Source organism: Vibrio sp. YT-17, from assembly GCF_033337375.1.
In the GTDB taxonomy this organism is placed as follows: Bacteria; Pseudomonadota; Gammaproteobacteria; order Enterobacterales; family Vibrionaceae; genus Vibrio; species Vibrio alginolyticus.
This window is the reverse complement of the sequence record NZ_JAWOQP010000002.1, coordinates 116,290-134,498: the sequence shown is the minus strand read 5'-3', so window position 1 is coordinate 134,498 and position 18,209 is coordinate 116,290. Positions and strand designations below refer to the sequence as shown.

Genomic DNA, 18,209 nt, shown 5'->3' with positions numbered 1-18,209 from the left:
AGGAAATACAAGGACATCATTGTGCTTGTTATCGTTGCCGCTCACAGCATCACAGTGCGTCATTTGATACCATGACACAAAAAACCAGTGAGCTGATCGTGAACTTACTCAACCCCAAAGCCCTACGTCATTTTTTACTGCTACTGTGTGCCGTTGGCATTTCAGGGCTTGCGCTTACTCATCATTACGCAACTCAATACCAACATGATCAATGGCAACAAAAGCTAGAGAGACAAGCCGCGCAAGTATCACAAGAAGTGGACTACGAACTGGCAAAGTTTGAACAGATACCAAACCTATTAAGTCACGACCCAAGACTACTCAAAGCAGTCGAGCGCGGAACGCCCTCTCAAGAGCTCAACCTACTGTTATCAGATTGGTTGAAGCAAAGTTTGGCCGATACGATTTACGTTCATGACCGTACCGGGTTAGTCATAGCCTCAAGTAACTTTCAGCAAGAAGATACGTTTGTTGGCTCTAGCTTTAGCTATCGCCCCTATTTTAAAAATGCGCGACGCGGTGAGCCCGCTCAATACGTTGGATTAGGCGTACGCTCGAATAAACGTGGGTACTTCTTCTCATCTCCGCTGTGGGTAAATGAGGAAGTCGTTGGCGTGATCACAGTAAAAGTGAATTTGGAGCAATTAGAACAGCGCCTTTCGCAAACCACGACTGACGTACTCATTACAGATAAACACAATGTCGTGTTTATGAGCAATTTACCAGACTGGCGCTATCGTGCACTTTTCCCACTGTCATCGAGTGCAATAAATGAACTTACCGAAACGCGTCAATATGGCGATACCTTACCCGAATATTTTGGTGAGTTAACGGCACACAGTGGTGTCACGGAGTTTGATGACAATCAATTGCTTCTATCACCGAATTACCTCGCATACGCAACACACTTATTGGATAAAGGGTTTCGCGTCGTTGCCTTAATTAACCACAACAGCGTTCTTGCCGCCGTTTTACAGGCCGATATCGTCTTCCTGATCTTATATGCGCTCATTGCTCTAATTGCGTTAGCGTGGTTCCAAACCCTAGTTAACAAAGCACGCCTTGCCCATCTCAATGTGAGCCTAGAAGAAAAAGTAGTGCAACGAACACTAGTTCTGAGTGAAGCCAACCAAAAACTACAACAGACCATCCGCCAATATGAGCAAAGCCAACAAGAGCTTAAACAAACACAACAAGAGCTGACGCAAGCCGCGAAATTGGCACTGTTGGGCGAGCTATCAGCCAGTATTAATCATGAGATAAATCAGCCACTTTCCGCACTAAGAACCTATACCGAAAACTCGCAGCGTTTGTTGGCAATGGAAAAATACCCAATGGTCGCTGACAATTTGGGCAAAATGCTGACACTCAATGACACCATTTCGGAAGTCATTGCCCGCTTAAAAGTCTTTACTCGGAAAGCCACACACGATTCACACAATGAAATCTCAGTACTGCACGACGCGGTACATACTGCCACCAGCATTTTGAGCAACAAGCTTATTAAGCAAGGAGTAACACTAAAAGTTCCGGCCATCGACTATGATGTGAAGCTGGCCATTCACAGCGTTGAATTAGAACAAGTGCTGATAAACCTCTTCCACAACGCCGCACAAGCGATGGAAAACCACTGTATCGATCCGCAAATATCCATTGCTGTTCAGTGTCATGATGACAGTTGCGACATTCTTGTTTCCGATAACGGACCAGGGATGTCAGACGAAGCCCTAGCAAAAGTGTTCGACCCATTTTTTACGACTAAGCCGGAGGGTCTTGGATTAGGTTTAACAATCTCCAAGCGGATTATAGAGAGCTATCACGGCTCCCTCTGTGCCTATAAACATCAGAACACAGAACAACAAGCAGGAGGGATGACCTTTATCGTGACGCTACCAATAGTCAATCAGAATAAACGTACCCCAGAAGTGGAAAACGACCATGAATAACCCAGTTTTCTTTGTTGATGACGAACCACACATTCGTGATGCCGTGTCTCAAGCCCTGCTGATTGAAGGGATAGACGTCACCTGCTTACCAAACGCAGTAGAAGCCTTACGCGTAATCGACTCAAATACGCCTGCGATTATCATTACCGATATCCATATGCCCGTGATGGATGGCTTGGAGTTTATGCGAACTTTGCGAAGCAAAAACGATCACTTTCAATTCATCGTACTTACTGGACATGGAGATGTGAAAACCGCGGTAGATGCGATGAAAAGCGGCGCGTACGACTTTCTAGAAAAACCGTTTTCAACGGAACAGCTCATGAAATCGCTCAACAATGCCAGCGATAAACTGAACTTGTTGCAAGAAAACATCTGGCTTAAGAAAGAGCTCGACATGCAAACTCATGTTGGTCCGAAAATGATTGGTCACAGTAAGGCCATGGTTAGTATTCGTCGCGCCTTGATCAGTGCGCCCACAAGCCAGCCGCTCATTTTTGTAGGTCAAGATGGTACGGGTCGGCGACTCGCTGCACAATTTGCCCACGACATACATGCAACACCGGATAGTGAGCTAATCGCCGCTTCTGGTGAAGACCTCTATGAGCTTTCATTAGAAGCGCTCGACAAAGCCATACACCGCTTAAGTGAAGGAAAACGCCACTGCAGTTTGTACTTACATAGCGCAGAGCATGTATCATTTGAGCAATGGGAATACTTATTCAAGCACCCAAAACTTGAACGTGTTTTTGGCGCGACCACCCAAGCCGAGCCGCCTCTAAAATCCCTGGCGACTCTAATTCACTTACCGACGCTCGATGAGAGAAAGGAAGATATAGGGCCTTTATACAAGCACTTTGTGCGCCACACCGCGAGCCGATATCAGTTACAGCCGCCACATATCAGCCTAGAAGAGGTCAAACACCTCACCAGTCTCGAATGGCCAGAAAACGTTAAGCAGCTACGCCAATTTGCTGAACTTCGTGCCCTCAAGCCAGATACTTTTAGAATGGAAGATTGGAACAGTGAGAAAAGTCTTGAAATTCAGAGTATGACTCAGCGCACAGAATACTTTGAATATTGCTTGTTATTCGATGCATTGCAAAGACATCGCGGCAGACTCAAAGAGGTTCAACTAGAATTACAGGTATCACGCAAAACCTTGTACGACAAACTAAAAAAACATCAGTTGGATAAAGCCAAGTTCAAGGCGTAATAGCTATACTCCGGCGCTAATTATGCTTTTGTTTGATTTAGAAAGTGTAAGAAAGCTCATTTGAAGAGAGAATAACCCTCTTCTCATATTTTGTTAGCCGAGCATGCTGACATGATCGGTTAATAATAATAAGATCATAAAGATAATCCGTAATTATATAAGCAGGGACTGTGATGAGCCGAGATAACTACAACAAACTCAACGATGAAGAGTTGGATTTTGTTGATGACAAAACTGCAGCATTGCTCCTCAATACCCCCAACAGCGCGCGTTTTATGCTCTGGGTTATGGTGCTATTTTTCATTGCAGCAATAGGTTGGGCATCTTGGGCTGAAATCGACAAAGTCACGGTTGGTCAAGGCAAAGTGATTCCCTCCTCACAGATACAAGTAGTCCAAAACTTAGAAGGTGGCTTAGTCAAAGAAATCTTGGTCAAAGAAGGTCAGTTGGTTGAAAAAGGCCAACAGTTACTGCTTATCGACGACACCCGCTTTCGCTCGGATTTTCGTGAACGTGAGCAACAAGTTGCCAACCTTACCGCATCTGTGCTGCAACTATCCGCTTCTATTAACAGTGTTGCCGTTAATCGTGATTTTGAAACGGAAAACTGGCGTCAAAGTGTACTACTTGATTACGGTAAACTGACCTTCCCACCAACCTTGGAAGAGACTCGACCTCAACTCACACAGCGTCAAAAAGCAGAATATCGCGAAGATCTAGATAATTTACGCAACCAACTTTCTGTTATTGACCAACAAGTGCAGCAAAAGCAGCAGGACTTGGTAGAGATCCAAGCACGAGTAAGGAACTTGCGTCAAAGCTACCAATACGCGAAAAAAGAACTCGATATCACCAAACCTTTGGCAGACGAGGGCGTTGTTCCTCGTATTGAACTGCTCAAATTACAGCGCCAAGTCAACGATACCCGTCGTGAAATGACGTCCAGTGAGCTCAAGATTCCCGTATTGCAATCAGCGATTCGAGAATCCATGCTCAACCGTATTGATGTTGCACTCAAATTCCGCTCTGAACAGCAAGAGAAACTCAACAGCGCCCAAGACCAGTTATCTGCCTTGGTTGAATCAGCGGTGGGCTTGGAAGATAGAGTAAACCGAACGGTTGTGAATTCGCCAGTAACAGGCAAAATCAAAACACTGAACATCAATACTGTCGGTGGTGTTATCCAACCTGGTATGGATATCGTCGAGATCGTACCAACAGAAGACACACTATTGGTAGAGGCGAAAATTGCGCCAAAAGACATCGCATTTTTACGCCCAGATCTTCATGCTATCGTGAAATTTACAGCTTACGACTTCACAAAGTACGGCGGTTTAGAGGGAGAGTTGGAACATATCAGCGCGGATACCACTCAAGATGAAGAAGGCAACAGCTTCTACATTGTTCGTGTACGCACCGAAAAAACAAACTTTGGTCAAGATGCAGATTTACCAATCATTCCAGGAATGACAGCATCGGTCGATATCATCACAGGGAAGCGAACCGTTTTGGAATATCTACTTAAACCGATTTTAAGTGCCAAAACGAACGCCTTGAAGGAGTAAACCACATTAAGATACTCGCGATAGGGAGTATTGAGCGATAAGTAATTAAATAAAAAGCACTTATTTCTCACTGACGAACTCTCTAGAAGAGTATACTTGTGATACGAGTCGAATATGCGATCCAATTTGCAGCGTAAAGTTACATTATTAATCAGCTTAAGTTGTTTGTCGTTCCAACTTGGTGCGCTGAACAGTAAAGAACAACGATGGGTCAATACGGTCACAGCGGTGTACGGCGAACGTGCGGGATTGCGCGTAAATACATGGCGAAAGAACCTCGACTTATTTAAACAATTAGAGACTCATGAACAGCTCGCTGGCGTTAACGACTTTTTTAATCAGCTGTATTTCGTTGACGACATAAAACTGTGGGGAAAGACAGATTATTGGGCTACGCCACTCGAATTTTTAGGGAGTAACGCAGGAGACTGTGAAGATTTCACTATTGCTAAGTACTTCTCTTTACTCGAGCTAGGAATACCAGATTCAAAGATGCGGTTAATATACGTAAAAGCCATCGAACTGAATCAGTTTCACATGGTATTAGCTTACTACCCTACCCCAAGTTCTGAGCCGCTCATTCTCGATAATATCAATCCTGACATTGTCCGAGCCTCTAAGCGTAGCGACTTGCTACCGATATACAGTTTTAATGGTACAAACCTGTGGTTGATGAAGTCATCTGCTAGCACTGGAGAGCTGGCAGGGAAAGCATCACGGTTGAGCCTTTGGAATGACTTACGCTCGCGCGAACGTAAGTTGCAGTTAAATAAACCTAAAATTAACTATGACGAGTGAGAAACATGACCCTATATAAGAAGCTTGTGGTGGGGATGGTTACGGTCTTTATACTCTTGTTGGCATCAGTATTCGTAATCCAATTCAACACGACTCGAGACAGCTTGGAGCAACAGCAACGTTCAGAGGTCAACAACACTATTAACACCGTAGGTTTGGCACTGGCTCCTTACCTAAAGGACAAAGATAAAGTAGCGGTTGAGTCCGTGATTAATGCTCTGTTTGACGGCAGCACCTACTCCGTTGTTCGTCTTACAGCATTAGATTCTGACTACCAGATCGTGCGTACCTACCCAGTTAAACCAAGTACGGTGCCACAATGGTTTATCGACATGAATCTATTTAAAGCGATTCACGATAAGCGTGTTGTGACCAGTGGTTGGATGCAGCTCGCCGAAGTAGAAATCATTAGCCACCCAGGCGCAGCTTACGAGCAGCTCTGGCAAGGTTTTATTGGGTTGCTGTCTGTATTCAGTGTCATTTTTCTGGCTGGTTTAGTGGCAATTTCATACATCCTACGTCGCTCGCTAAAGCCGTTAACGGCCATCGTGAATAAAATGCATGAAATCGCGAATAACCAATTTGGTGAACCGCTTGCTCGTCCAAGAACCAAAGATCTTATCGCGGTGGTAGATGGCATTAATATGATGTCTGCTCAAATCGAGCTATCATTCAAAGAGCAAGCCAAAGAGGCTCAACGTCTGCGTGCTCAGGCTTACCTCGATCCTATATCTAAATTGGGTAACCGCTCATTCTACATCAACCAAATCGACCAATGGCTTGCAGAGCAAACGCAAGGGGGTATCGCGCTACTCCATGCTGAATACATTGGCGACATTTACGAGACCAAAGATTACCAACGCGCAGATGCCCACGTTAAAGAACTGTCTCAACGTTTGAAAAACACCATTGATGTACCGGGTGCCACTATTGCTCGCTTGTCTAGTGATGAGTTCGGCTTGCTTTTCCCTCATATGGATGAGAGCGAGTTACGCATTTTATCGGACAGCATCGTCAATTGTGTGAACGGCCTAAATACTGACCCAACAGGCTTAGCAAAACCTAAAGCGTCACTAGGGGTTGCACACAGCAAAGATCAGAAAACGCGCTCTGAAATCCTCTCGATGGTGGACAACGCACTATCGAAAGCCAAAGCGCAACCAGACAAGCCATACGGCTTCATTGGCAGTGATACACCTTCTAGTTTGATGGGTAAACAGCAATGGAAAGCGTTGGTTGAAGAAGCCATTCATAGTGATTGGGTTAAATTCCGTTTCCAAGCTGCGAAAAACACATGGGGTAAAGTATTCCACAACGAAGTATTTTCAAGCATCGAAAAAGATGGTGAAACGTATCGTGCGAATCAATACCTATTCGCACTAGAACAGTTAGACGCCACCAACATCTTTGACCAGTATGTCATTGAATCAATGATTAAGATGCTAGAAAATGGTGAACTTAATGACCCAGTCGCGATTAACATCGCGCAAAGCAGCTTGTCTCAACCATCGTTTATTCGCTGGACAACTAGCATGCTAGAGAAACACGCCAAAGTGGCCTCTAAGCTACATTTTGAAATTCCAGAGGAATGCTTTATCGATCAGCCTCACCACACAGCACTGTTATGTAATGCCATTCGCCAATCAGGTGCTGAGTTCGGCGTAGATAACTACGGACGTAACTTCCAATCTTTGGAATACATCCAAGAGTTCCGCCCGAACTATGTGAAGCTCGATTACCTATTCACACACAACTTGCACGACGAAAAACAGAAATTCACGCTAACGTCGATCTCTCGTACTGCCCACAACCTTGGTATTACGACTATCGCATCGCGTATCGAAACTCAAATCCAGTTGGATTTCCTCACTGAACATTTTGTTGAGGTATTCCAAGGATTCATCGTCGACAAGGAATAAAAAGGTTTATCAACGATGAAAGACCCTTTACTGAATTCGCTCATCTACGTTAGCCGTTACTATGGGTTAGCTAACTCGCCAGAAGCGCTAGTCAACGGACTACCGCTATCTGACGGTAAACTGACCCCATTTTTGCTACCAAGAGCAGCGGAAAGGGCCGGATTGGTTGCCAAGGAAAACCGCGCAGAGCTGGAGAGCATCTCCAGCCTAATTCTGCCGGCAATCTTAGTTCTTAAAGGCGGTGACTCTTGCGTTCTCAACAGCATCAATATGGAGAAACGCGAGGCCGAAGTCACCACCCTAGAAAGTGGAATGGTGCCGATCTCTATTCCATTAGAAGACCTACTTGAGCAATACACTGGTCGGTACTTTTTAGTTAAAAAGCAATTCCGTTTCGATGAGCGCTCTCCCGAAGTGCTCAAAACCAACGAAGGCCACTGGTTCTGGTCAACCTTGTGGCAGTCAAAACGCATCTACCGTGATGTTTTAATCGCATCACTTCTCATCAACCTCTTTGCGGTTGCCGCTCCGCTATTCACTCGCTTGGTGTACGACAAAGTGGTTCCGAATCTTGCGTTTGAAACCCTATGGGTACTAGCAAGTGGCATCTTTGTCGTGTTCCTGTTTGACTTCATTCTCAAGTCGCTGAGAAATTACTTCATTGATGTGGCGGGCAAGAAGTCTGACATTCTGATTTCATCCAAACTGTTCAGCAAAGTGATGGGGATTAGAATGGAATCGAAGCCGCCTTCGGTCGGTGCCTTCGCTCGCCATTTACAAGAATTCGAATCTATTCGAGAGTTTTTTACTTCAGCGACCGTCAGTGCTCTCATTGATTTGCCTTTTGCCATTTTGTTCTTAGTGATTATATGGTTAATGGCTGGCGATCTTGTGTATGTACCGATGGTGGGCGTGGTCATTTTGATTATTCACTCGCTACTTATACAAGGGCCGCTGCGTCGCTCCATTGAGGAGGGTTCACGCCTAGCATCGCAAAAATATGCCAATTTGATAGAGAGCTTGGCTGGGTTAGAAACCGTAAAAATGCTCAGTGCGCAAAGCCAATTCCAATACCGCTGGGAAGAGGCAGTTGCGCACATGGCGAACTGGAATATAAAAAGCCGCCGAATTACGGATAGCATTCAAAACGCAGCAGGTTTTGTGCAGCAAAGTAGTAACGTAGGGATGATCATCCTAGGCGTTTACTTAATTGCAGAAGGCGACTTAACCATGGGCGGTTTGATTGCCGCAACCATGCTTAGCGGCCGCGCGATTGGTCCTTTGGTTCAGTTATCCTTACTCTCTACGCGCTACAACCAAGCGAAGTCTTCTATGACAATTATCAATCAAGTCATGGAAATGCCGGATGAACAAGAAGAAGGTAAACGTTACATTCACCGCCCAATAGTACAAGGCAAAATTGAACTTGAACGCGTGACCTTCCACTACCCAGATTCACCGGTGGCGTCGATTCGAGATTTGAGCTTGACCATTAACCCAGGCGAAAAAGTAGCGATCATAGGCCGTATCGGTTCGGGTAAAACCACGTTAGAACGTCTCATCATGGGCTTGTATCAGCCGACGGAAGGTCATGTTCGCATTGATGATACCGACATCGCACAGCTGCATCATGTCGACATTCGCCGTAATATTGGTTGTGTGCCGCAAGATTCGAATCTGTTCTTTGGTTCTATCCGCGACAACATTACGCTAGGTCGCCCATTAACCGATGACCGTGACGTACTAGACGCAGCAAATCGTGCCGGTGTTACTGCGTTTACGCAATCTGACCCAGCGGGCTTAGAACGCCAAGTTGGTGAAGGTGGAGCAATGCTTTCGGGTGGTCAACGTCAAGCAGTCACGATCGCTCGTGCATTTTTGGGTCGTCCTCCTGTTCTACTAATGGATGAACCAACCAGTGCGATGGATAATCGCTCAGAGATGCACATTAAACATCAATTAGCACAGTTGAAACCTAGTGAAACGCTGATTCTGATTACGCATAAAACGTCTATGCTCGACATCGTTGATCGCGTAATTGTGATGGAAAAAGGCAGCATCATTGCAGATGGCCCTAAAGCGCAAGTGCTGAACGATTTGAAACAAGGCAAAGTGCGTGCGGTTAGCTAGCCTGAATTCACATTGATAAAAGACAAGGGCCCCGTTTAACTTGTGTTTAACGGGGCTTATTTTATTGGGAGCCCGAGATAATTAAGTTCTTCAAGCGCGACCCAAACGAGTACAAGGCCAACAATCACGAATAAAATCATAATCGCCTTTTCATCTTCTTCCATTTTTCAACGCCCTAAAAGCTATTTCAATTAATACACCTTAGGTTATCAGGACAAAAGTCATATTCAGCTCGTTTATAAGGAACTAGCGTCATAGAATGTCGGATATGGGATACAGCTCAAAGATTGCTCTTTTCAAAATCACGTCAGCTTTGGTTGAATATAAGTAATAAAGCCAAAGAGTTCGCAATGCTCACTAAGTCTTTGATTAACCAATATAGTACTCTGTAGTACCTCAACACAGAGACAAATGGTGTAAAGAAAAATTGTGATTACTTACAGCAAAAAATCAGCTATAAAAGCCGCTTTCTAGATATCGTCGAGATGAAGAAATGAATGATTGGATCCAATTAGAGCAAGTGAGCCAGTATTTCACTACGGGCTCCCTCGGTTACAAACTATTGATGGGCATTTTTGTCCTGATCGCGTATCGCATCCTGAAGAGGATTGTAAATAGAGCCATCCTAAATTTGGCAACAACGAAAGGTGTAAAAAAGGCTCGTTTGAGTTTTATTCAGCGCTGTTTCAATGTCGCGCTGCTATTTTTGACCGCCTCTATTTTTGCCATTATCACAGGTATTGGCTATGGCGATGTGTCTTTGTTCCTATCGTCCATTTTTGCCGTATTAGGTGTGGCGTTTATTGCGCAGTGGTCAATTCTGAGCAACATCACTGCCAGCTTTTTGATCTTTTTTGTCTTCCCGTACCGAGTGGGTGACCGAATTAAAGTCGTAGACAAAGATGAAGACATCTGCGGTGAGATTCAAGAAATCAGCATGTTTCACGTGTTAATTAAGCACGACAACGGTAACTTGATCACTTACCCAAACAACCAGATTTTGCAAAAAGCAGTGCTAAAGCTGGCGAAAAACAAGCCAGAGCCAAGTAAAGTAAAATCTCGGATTTATACTCGCAGAAAGAAATAACCCACTAAAAAGCCGATGTATCTACATCGGCTTTTTAGTATCACTTGGTGGTCACAAATAACCCAAAGTTAATGGCGAAAAACAGTGAAGAGACAAAACGTATAAGCTGAAGGTCACCACTGTATTCTTTCATGATAAAAACATGACACATCGCCGAAACCAAAAGCGCTACTTTAACCAAAGGAAGCTTCTTATTTACGAACCTTAAATAAATACAAAAATAGAGATGGTGCAAGCAAAGAAAAAATCGTCACTAGTTCCATCTTCCTTAAAATACAAGGACATGGTTTTAGTTAAGCTTATATTTTTAGCTTCATTATGAGCCACCCACTAATAGTTAGCGAGATAAGGGCATAAAAGAGGTAAAAAACAAGACTGACCGAAACAAAAAGTAGTGCATGCACTTTTTCTTCTAAGCTCTCTGGATGAACATTCATATCCACATCAAACACACCCGCTATAAAGTGTGCAAATACCGTGGAAGAGGCTGTAGAAAGGCCTCCTACCATAATGATAATAATCCCTCGCCTTAAGAAACGATGAAATGTACTTTTCCCGCCTTGGATCAGGTCTGAGTTTACATATTTTAATCTATTTTTCCGCCTATTAATCATCACTAGCATCGGTACCTTTATCATTGTTTCCAAGAGAGTTTTCTACATCTTTAAGATCTTCCTTTAACGCTTTTATACACGACATTCATCGTCGTTGCATTCACTGTAGTTATGCCGTCGACTTACCCTATAAGAAAGCTCTTTAGATACCAATTCGTACTTTATCTATCTCAAATCTCTTCTTGACCTCAACTTATCTTGAGGTTTTAGCCTTAGTCGCACGATTAAAAATCAACAATGAAAAAAGGAACCATTGTGTCCAAAATTGCGATTATTTATTTCTCTAAAACCGACGTTACTGGTCAGCTTGCTCGCGCGATTGCCGCAGGTGTTGAACAACAAGGCATTAAGCAGCAAGATGAATGTGAAATCCTCTCTCACCGAATTGAAGGCAGTGAGATTATTGAGGGACGTTTTGTGAACCCTAAACTAATGGATGAACTTGCTGAGTGTGATGCAATTATCTTTGGCTCACCGACCTATATGGGCGGTGTAGCAGCGCAGTTTAAAGCATTTGCAGATGCAAGCAGTGAATCTTGGTATTACCAAAAATGGGCGAGCAAAATCGCGGCTGGCTTTACCAGTGGTGGGGCAATGAATGGCGACCAATCTTGCACATTACAATATCTACAAACGCTCGCTAACCAACACGGCATGATGTGGATCGGGTTGGATAAGATCAGCAATTCTGGGGAGCAAAACCTGAATCGTTATGGTGTACAAGGTGGTATTGTTGCACAAGGTGATGAAGGTGGTCAGTTGCATGCTTCTGATGTTGCAACAGCGGAGTATCTTGGCAAACGAGTCGCTATGCTCGTGAACAAGCTCTCCACTCGCTAACAATAAAAAGAAGCCCCGTAAGATACATCTTCGGGGCTTCATATTTATCGCTTGTTTTGAGCGCTACTTCTTGATGTAGAGGTCTTTCGAGTAGATACGACCTTCTACGTTGTTCTTGGCAAAACCGCCAACCGTAGGACGAACCAAACGCGCTTGCATGTAGTAGTAAATCGGTGCGATTGGCATATCCGCCGCCAACAATTGCTCGGCTTGATCATAGAAACCTTGGCGCGCTTTCTCATCGGTTGCGGCCAATGCACTGTTCATCGCGTTGTCGTACGCTTCATTGCTGTAACGTGCAAAGTTACCCGAAGAACCTGAGCGAAGTAAGCTCAGGAAAGTAGACGCTTCATTGTAATCACCACACCAGGAAGCGCGCATCACATCGAAATTGCCTTGTTTACGCGCCACTAAGTATGACTTCCACTCTTGGTTTTCTAACTCCACGTGTGCACCGAGATTTTTTTGTAGCATCGACGCTATCGCAACCGCGATCGATTTGTTTGCCTCACTGGTGTTGTACAGCAATTTAAAATCGAGCGGCTTGTCTTGGCTGTAACCCGCTTCTTTTAACAACTGACGCGCTTTCTCGTCACGTTGTTGCTGACTCCACTTACTGTATTCAGGCGGCGTCGCATCAAACCCTGCGGTGTACTGATGCGCAAAAGTATAAGCAGGAAGGTTGCCCACTTGCGTGACACCATTCGTAATCACATCGCGCATGATGGAGTACGACACCGCTTGACGCACTCGCACATCATCAAATGGCGGACGAGTGGTATTGAACGCGTAGTAATACGTACACAATAATGGCACCACCGTGTAAGCCTGCTTGTAATCTTGTTTAAGCTTCTGCGCCATATGAGTCGGCACATCTGACGTGATATCCAGCTCTCCTGCCGCATAGCGATTGATCGACGCGTTTTGGTTTTCAAACGGAATGTAAGTCACTCTGTTTAGATGCGTATCTGCGCTGTCCCAGTAACTTGGACTCTTAACCAGTTCAATGCGTTCATTCACGACCCACTTATCCAATGTGAATGCACCGTTGCTAACAAATTGGTCTGGTTCGCTCCACGGCTTGTCGCGGTTTTCCACTGTCGCTTGATGCACTGGCATCATGGACGTGTGCCCAGTCATAGCAACAAAGTACGGCACTTGACTGTCCAACTCAAAACGTAGGGTGTATTTATCCACTGCCTTGATACCGAGATCGTCCAAAGGCTTTTTGCCCTCTGCTACATCGGCGATGTTTTTGATCTTGGTGAGTTTGAGATACCAAACATTTGGAGAAGCGGTCTTCGGATCTACCGCTCGGCGCAGTGAATAGACAAAATCATCCGCTGTCACAGGCTCGCCATTCGACCATTTCGCGTCTTTGCGAAAGTGAAAAGTAAAAGTTTGGTTGTCCTTGGTTTCCCATGATTCTGCCACACCGGGAATGATGTTTCCGTCACGATCTTGAATCACAAGCCCTTCAAATAAGTCACGAATCACATGCATTTCTGGCAGACCTTCGGCTTTCGCTGGGTCAAGCGTCGCCGCCTCTGCGTCATTCGCACGTACTAAATGCTGTTCTGCGGCAAGTTGAATGCCTTTAGGTAAGGTCTCCGCAGCAACTGATGTAGCAAGAAAAGGGGTGAATAAAGAGGAAATCAGCAACGCCGTTGAATGTTTTTTAAAATCCATATCGTTTTTCGTTCTCCTAACGAGTCTTGTGAAGCAAATTCCACAATTAACATTTCAACCGTTGACGAGTTTAAACGGTTCAGTTTAGCTAGGTGTAATTAGCTTAGATATTGATACTACTTCATCAATCAGGAGATTACGGTGAGTCTAATTCCAAGAACGGAAAGAGCGGCATTTTTAATTCGGCCAACATCATACGGTCAATCCGTGCTTGGTGCGCCATTACTGTATTTTCCGGCTCAAGTCGAAAGTGCTTCGCGAGGTTTGATTTTGGCAGGCACTCACGGGGACGAGACGGCCTCGATTGCAGGTTTGTCCTGCGCGCTAAGAAGCTTGCCTGCTGAAAACTTACGACATGATGTGATTCTGTCAATGAATCCTGACGGCAACCAACTAGGCACACGCGCAAATGCAAACCAAGTGGATCTCAATCGCGCGTTTCCAACCCAAAATTGGACTGAGCATGGCACAGTGTATCGATGGAGCTCTCACACACCCGTTCGAGACGTACAGGTGAAAACTGGCACTAAAAACCAACTAGAGCCTGAAGTTAGCGCATTAATTAACTTGATTGAACTGCGCAAGCCAAAGTTTGTGGTGTCGTTTCATGAACCGCTTGCTTTTGTGGATGATCCCAAACATTCCGACCTTGCCAAATGGCTCGGCGAGCAGTTCCAACTGCCAATCGTTGACGATATCGACTACGAAACACCCGGCTCATTCGGCACTTGGTGTAGTGAACGTGATTTACCTTGCATCACGTTGGAGTTACCAGCGATTTCTGCCGATCTCACCATTGAAAAACATCTCTCTGCTTTTATTGCTTTGCTGAGGCACGATCCGGATCTCTAGTCCGCTGTTAAACAAGCGATCATGTGAGGATCTGTTTGATGTCGGTACTGATATCGCTGATCAACTGACGGGCACTGTCGTCTCTTTGCTGAACCAAGATGATAAACAGCAAATCGGTGATCACGTTTTGCGCGGTACGCGAAGCAATGGATGAGCTGCGATGTTCCGTTTCATTGGCAATCGTATCAAACGTAATATCGGCAATACCGCGCAAGCGACTTCTTCCAGGCGCAGATAACGCAATCACCTTCGCGCCCTGCTCTTTTGCCGCTTCTGCCGCGACGAGAATTTCTTTGCGCTCACCCGAAAACGAGATTGCGATCTGAACATCTTCTGGAGAGAGCGTGCGGGCAACAGCAATCTGCACGTGGCTGTCTTGTTCAGAAAGCGCCGTAATACCAAGTTTAAGCAGTTTAAAGCTTAAATCCTTCGCGGTCAGTGCAGAGCCCCCAATCCCGACCACTTGCACTCGACGCGCTTCACTCAACCATTTCACCGCTTGGTGACACGCTTCGTAAGACAGCGTATTGGTAGTTTGAAACATAGCGTCGGTTTTCGCTTTCACCAGTTTCTGTGAAATTACCGCAATGGGGTCGTCAGCCAAAATATCACTGTGCAGCGGTGTCGACTGCATCGCATGCTTACGGCCAATCTCTTCATTCAGAGCTAACTTAAACTCGCTGTAACCTTTAAAGCCGATACGCTGAGTAAATTTCACAATGCTCGATTGACTCACTTTTACTTGCGCCGCAAGTTCTTGGCTGGTGAGCAGCGCCGCCTTTTCTGCGTTTTCAACAATCCAATCGCCAACCAAACGACCGCTTTGCGAAAGCTGAGTACGCCTCGCTACTATCCTATTGATAACTGACACAACAAAAACCTCAAAAATTTTAAATAAATTATTCCAAAACAGAAATAATAGGCGTTTGATTTAACCCCCTGATTATTCTAACCAAGACAGTTAATCCCGGATGTAATAGACGTATATTTTCTCTCATTATTCCAAATTTCTCCTGCATAAAGAATAACCTCAAGTGTGATTTTTATCACCAAACCTGAATATTTTATTCCATAAAATCGCCCTCAGATTGAACATTACAAAGAGTGCAAAACATGAAAATTGATTTAAGCAGATTGGTGACAGAAAGCCGTAACCCAGCCAGTGCCGAGATCGATACGCTTTCGACAATCGAGATGCTGCAAGTCATTAATGAAGAGGATCAAAAAGTCCCGCTCGCGGTAAAAGCGGTGCTACCACAAATTGCAGAGACAGTTGACGCAATTACTCAAGCTTTTGCAAATGGTGGCCGTTTAATTTACATGGGAGCTGGTACGTCAGGTCGCTTAGGCATTCTTGATGCAAGCGAGTGTCCTCCTACCTACGGCACGCATCCAGATATGGTGATTGGCTTAATTGCTGGTGGACATCAAGCGATTTTAAAAGCGGTAGAAAACGCAGAAGACAACGCGAAAATGGGTCAAGACGACTTAAAAGCACTTCACCTCACCAAGCATGACGTGGTTGTAGGCATTGCAGCGAGTGGCCGTACACCTTATGTACTAGGTGGTTTGGACTACGCTAAATCCATCGGAGCCACGACCGCATCTATCGCCTGTAATCCAGAATGTGCCATGGCAGAAGCGGCCGACATCGCGATTCTGCCGATAGTTGGCGCAGAGGTTGTCACTGGATCTTCTCGCATGAAAGCCGGCACCGCACAAAAACTGGTGCTAAACATGCTCACGACAGGCGCAATGATTCGTAGCGGTAAGGTATTTGGCAACTTAATGGTGGATGTAGAAGCCACTAACGCCAAGCTCATCCAACGCCAAACCAACATTGTTGTGGAAGCAACCGGCGCATCAAAAGAAGAAGCAGAGCGAGCATTAAAGGCCTGCGGTCGCCACTGCAAAACCGCCATCTTAATGATTTTGGCCGATTTGGATGCCGAACAAGCCAAATCACGCCTCGCCGCGCACAACGGCTTTATTCGCGCAGCACTAAATAATAACTAAATAATCCGAGTTCTGAAGGATAGACCCTATGGCAAAAATAACTTCAAACACAGTATCGCAGTTGCTGTCCGCAGTGGGTGGCAGTAACAACGTAAGCAAATGTGGTAACTGTATGACGCGTTTGCGTTTATCGCTCGCCAACAATGGCTTGGCTGATCAATCAGTTATCAAGCAAATTCCCGGCGTAATGGGTGTGGTGGAAAGCGATGAGCAGTTTCAGATCATTCTCGGTCCCGGAAAAGCTCAACAAGCGGCTGAGATGATGAATCAATTGATCGACAGCTTAACCTCTGGTGACAGTGAAGAAGCAGATATGCCGCAACAAGATCTTTCTGCCGTCGCAGCCGAGCAGAAAAAACAGATGAAGAGTAAGCAAACCAGTGCGGTTCAGCGTTTTTTAAGCAAGTTTGCCACCATCTTTACGCCGTTGATCCCAGGCTTTATTGCCGCTGGTTTGTTGCTAGGTTTTGCGACGTTATTGGAGCAGATGTTTGTTCTTGACCAGACACCAAGCCAGTTTATGTTGGATTTGATCGCCTACATGAAAGTCTTTGGTAAGGGTCTGTTTGCTTTCTTAAGTATTCTGATTGGTTACAACGCGCAGCAAGCGTTTGGCGGCTCTGGTGTTAATGGTGCCATTCTCGCCTCTTTGTTTGTGCTGGGTTACAACCCAGAGGCTACATCCGGCATTTACTCTGGCATGAACGAGTTTTTCGGCTTTGCGATTGATCCGCGCGGCAACATTATCGGCGTACTTTTAGCAGCGATCATCGGTGCACAAGTCGAGCGTAAGGTTCGTCAATACATGCCAGATGATCTGGACATGATCTTAACGTCCGTTATCACTCTGTTGATCATGGGTGCGGTAACCTTCTTGATCATCATGCCGATCGGCGGCGAGCTGTTTAAAGGGATGTCTTGGTTGTTCCTCAACTTGAACGATAACCCATTAGGCGCTGCAATCTTGGCAGGTTTGTTCTTAATTTCTGTGGTATTTGGCATCCACCAGGGTTTTGTTCCAGTGTACTTCGCATTGATGGAAGCACAGGGCTTTAACTCGCTATTCCCTATCCTGGCGATGGCAGGTGGCGGTCAGGTTGGCGCGTCAATGGCGCTGTATTTCAAAGCCAAAAAAGACGCTCTACTGCGCACCCAAGTTAAAGGCGCTATTATTCCGGGTCTTCTAGGCATTGGCGAACCATTGATTTACGGCGTGACATTACCACGCGTAAAACCATTCGTTACCGCTTGTATTGGTGGTGCTGCGGGCGGCTTCTTTATCGGTTTAGTTTCTTACCTTGGCTTACCAGTTGGTCTTAATACGGTGTTTGGCCCGTCCGGTATCGTGGCGATTCCTCTCATGACATCTGAAAATGGCATCTTCCCGGGCATGATGGTGTTTGTTGCCGGACTGCTTATCTCTTACATCGTCGGCTTCCTCGCGACTTACTTCTTTGGCTGCAAAGACGTCGATTTAAGCTAAATCATTCTTCCCCTATAGGAATGGACTAGCTCGCGCCCTTGGCAAACAAGGGCG

The 18,209-nt window shown here is 45.4% G+C and carries 14 protein-coding genes; 11 read left to right on the top strand and 3 right to left on the bottom strand.

The genetic code is table 11. The annotated features are described in order from the left end of the window. Positions 1-71: 71 nt before the first annotated feature. From R7F67_RS02685 to R7F67_RS02655, 7 genes are all read left to right on the top strand, one after another. Positions 72-1,946, top strand: a complete 1,875-nt coding sequence (locus R7F67_RS02685) for an ATP-binding protein (protein ID WP_213899047.1) — start codon at positions 72-74, stop codon at positions 1,944-1,946. Further along, positions 1,939-3,162, top strand: a complete 1,224-nt coding sequence (locus R7F67_RS02680) for a sigma-54-dependent transcriptional regulator (protein ID WP_005383565.1) — start codon at positions 1,939-1,941, stop codon at positions 3,160-3,162. The genes R7F67_RS02685 and R7F67_RS02680 overlap by 8 nt, the downstream gene beginning before the upstream one ends. A gap of 173 nt (positions 3,163-3,335) precedes the next feature. Beyond that, positions 3,336-4,727: an HlyD family type I secretion periplasmic adaptor subunit gene (locus R7F67_RS02675; RefSeq protein WP_005374562.1), complete on the top strand. Its 1,392-nt coding sequence runs from the start codon at positions 3,336-3,338 to the stop codon at positions 4,725-4,727. A 114-nt stretch (positions 4,728-4,841) separates the two neighbouring features. After that, on the top strand, positions 4,842-5,525 hold the full coding sequence (locus R7F67_RS02670; protein WP_005374561.1) for a transglutaminase-like cysteine peptidase: 684 nt from the start codon (positions 4,842-4,844) through the stop codon (positions 5,523-5,525). A 5-nt stretch (positions 5,526-5,530) separates the two neighbouring features. Further along, positions 5,531-7,444, top strand: coding sequence for an EAL domain-containing protein (locus R7F67_RS02665; RefSeq protein ID WP_005374560.1), 1,914 nt, complete (start codon positions 5,531-5,533; stop codon positions 7,442-7,444). Positions 7,445-7,459: 15 nt separating this feature from the next. Beyond that, entirely contained in the window at positions 7,460-9,574 is a 2,115-nt protein-coding gene (locus R7F67_RS02660; RefSeq protein WP_005374556.1) for a type I secretion system permease/ATPase, read from the top strand. Between the two features lie 493 nt (positions 9,575-10,067). Beyond that, positions 10,068-10,661 carry a mechanosensitive ion channel family protein gene (locus R7F67_RS02655; protein ID WP_042522270.1) on the top strand — a complete coding sequence of 198 codons (594 nt, stop codon included), beginning with the start codon at positions 10,068-10,070 and terminating at the stop codon, positions 10,659-10,661. Between the two features lie 299 nt (positions 10,662-10,960). On the opposite strand, the gene R7F67_RS02650 is transcribed toward R7F67_RS02655, so the two are convergent. After that, positions 10,961-11,299, bottom strand: coding sequence for a hypothetical protein (locus R7F67_RS02650; RefSeq protein ID WP_318056965.1), 339 nt, complete (start codon positions 11,297-11,299; stop codon positions 10,961-10,963). A gap of 231 nt (positions 11,300-11,530) precedes the next feature. Here R7F67_RS02650 and R7F67_RS02645 point away from each other — a divergent pair, with 231 nt between their 5' ends. Beyond that, a complete protein-coding gene (locus tag R7F67_RS02645) occupies positions 11,531-12,115 on the top strand; it encodes a flavodoxin family protein (RefSeq protein ID WP_054576529.1) in 585 nt (194 codons plus the stop codon). A 63-nt stretch (positions 12,116-12,178) separates the two neighbouring features. On the opposite strand, the gene R7F67_RS02640 is transcribed toward R7F67_RS02645, so the two are convergent. Further along, positions 12,179-13,804, bottom strand: a complete 1,626-nt coding sequence (locus tag R7F67_RS02640; RefSeq protein WP_054576528.1) for an ABC transporter substrate-binding protein — start codon at positions 13,802-13,804, stop codon at positions 12,179-12,181. A 141-nt stretch (positions 13,805-13,945) separates the two neighbouring features. Between R7F67_RS02640 and mpaA the strand changes: the two genes are divergently transcribed. Beyond that, positions 13,946-14,656, top strand: coding sequence for a murein tripeptide amidase MpaA (gene mpaA / locus R7F67_RS02635; protein WP_033907251.1), 711 nt, complete (start codon positions 13,946-13,948; stop codon positions 14,654-14,656). Positions 14,657-14,675: 19 nt separating this feature from the next. Here mpaA and R7F67_RS02630 read toward each other — a convergent pair whose 3' ends face one another. Next, on the bottom strand, positions 14,676-15,527 hold the full coding sequence (locus R7F67_RS02630; protein WP_005383578.1) for an SIS domain-containing protein: 852 nt from the start codon (positions 15,525-15,527) through the stop codon (positions 14,676-14,678). A gap of 242 nt (positions 15,528-15,769) precedes the next feature. On the opposite strand from R7F67_RS02630, the gene murQ reads away from it, so the two are divergent. Then, entirely contained in the window at positions 15,770-16,672 is a 903-nt protein-coding gene (gene murQ, locus R7F67_RS02625; protein WP_053303963.1) for an N-acetylmuramic acid 6-phosphate etherase, read from the top strand. Between the two features lie 28 nt (positions 16,673-16,700). Further along, positions 16,701-18,155 carry a PTS N-acetylmuramic acid transporter subunit IIBC gene (murP, locus tag R7F67_RS02620; protein ID WP_062730872.1) on the top strand — a complete coding sequence of 485 codons (1,455 nt, stop codon included), beginning with the start codon at positions 16,701-16,703 and terminating at the stop codon, positions 18,153-18,155. Positions 18,156-18,209 lie beyond the last annotated feature (54 nt).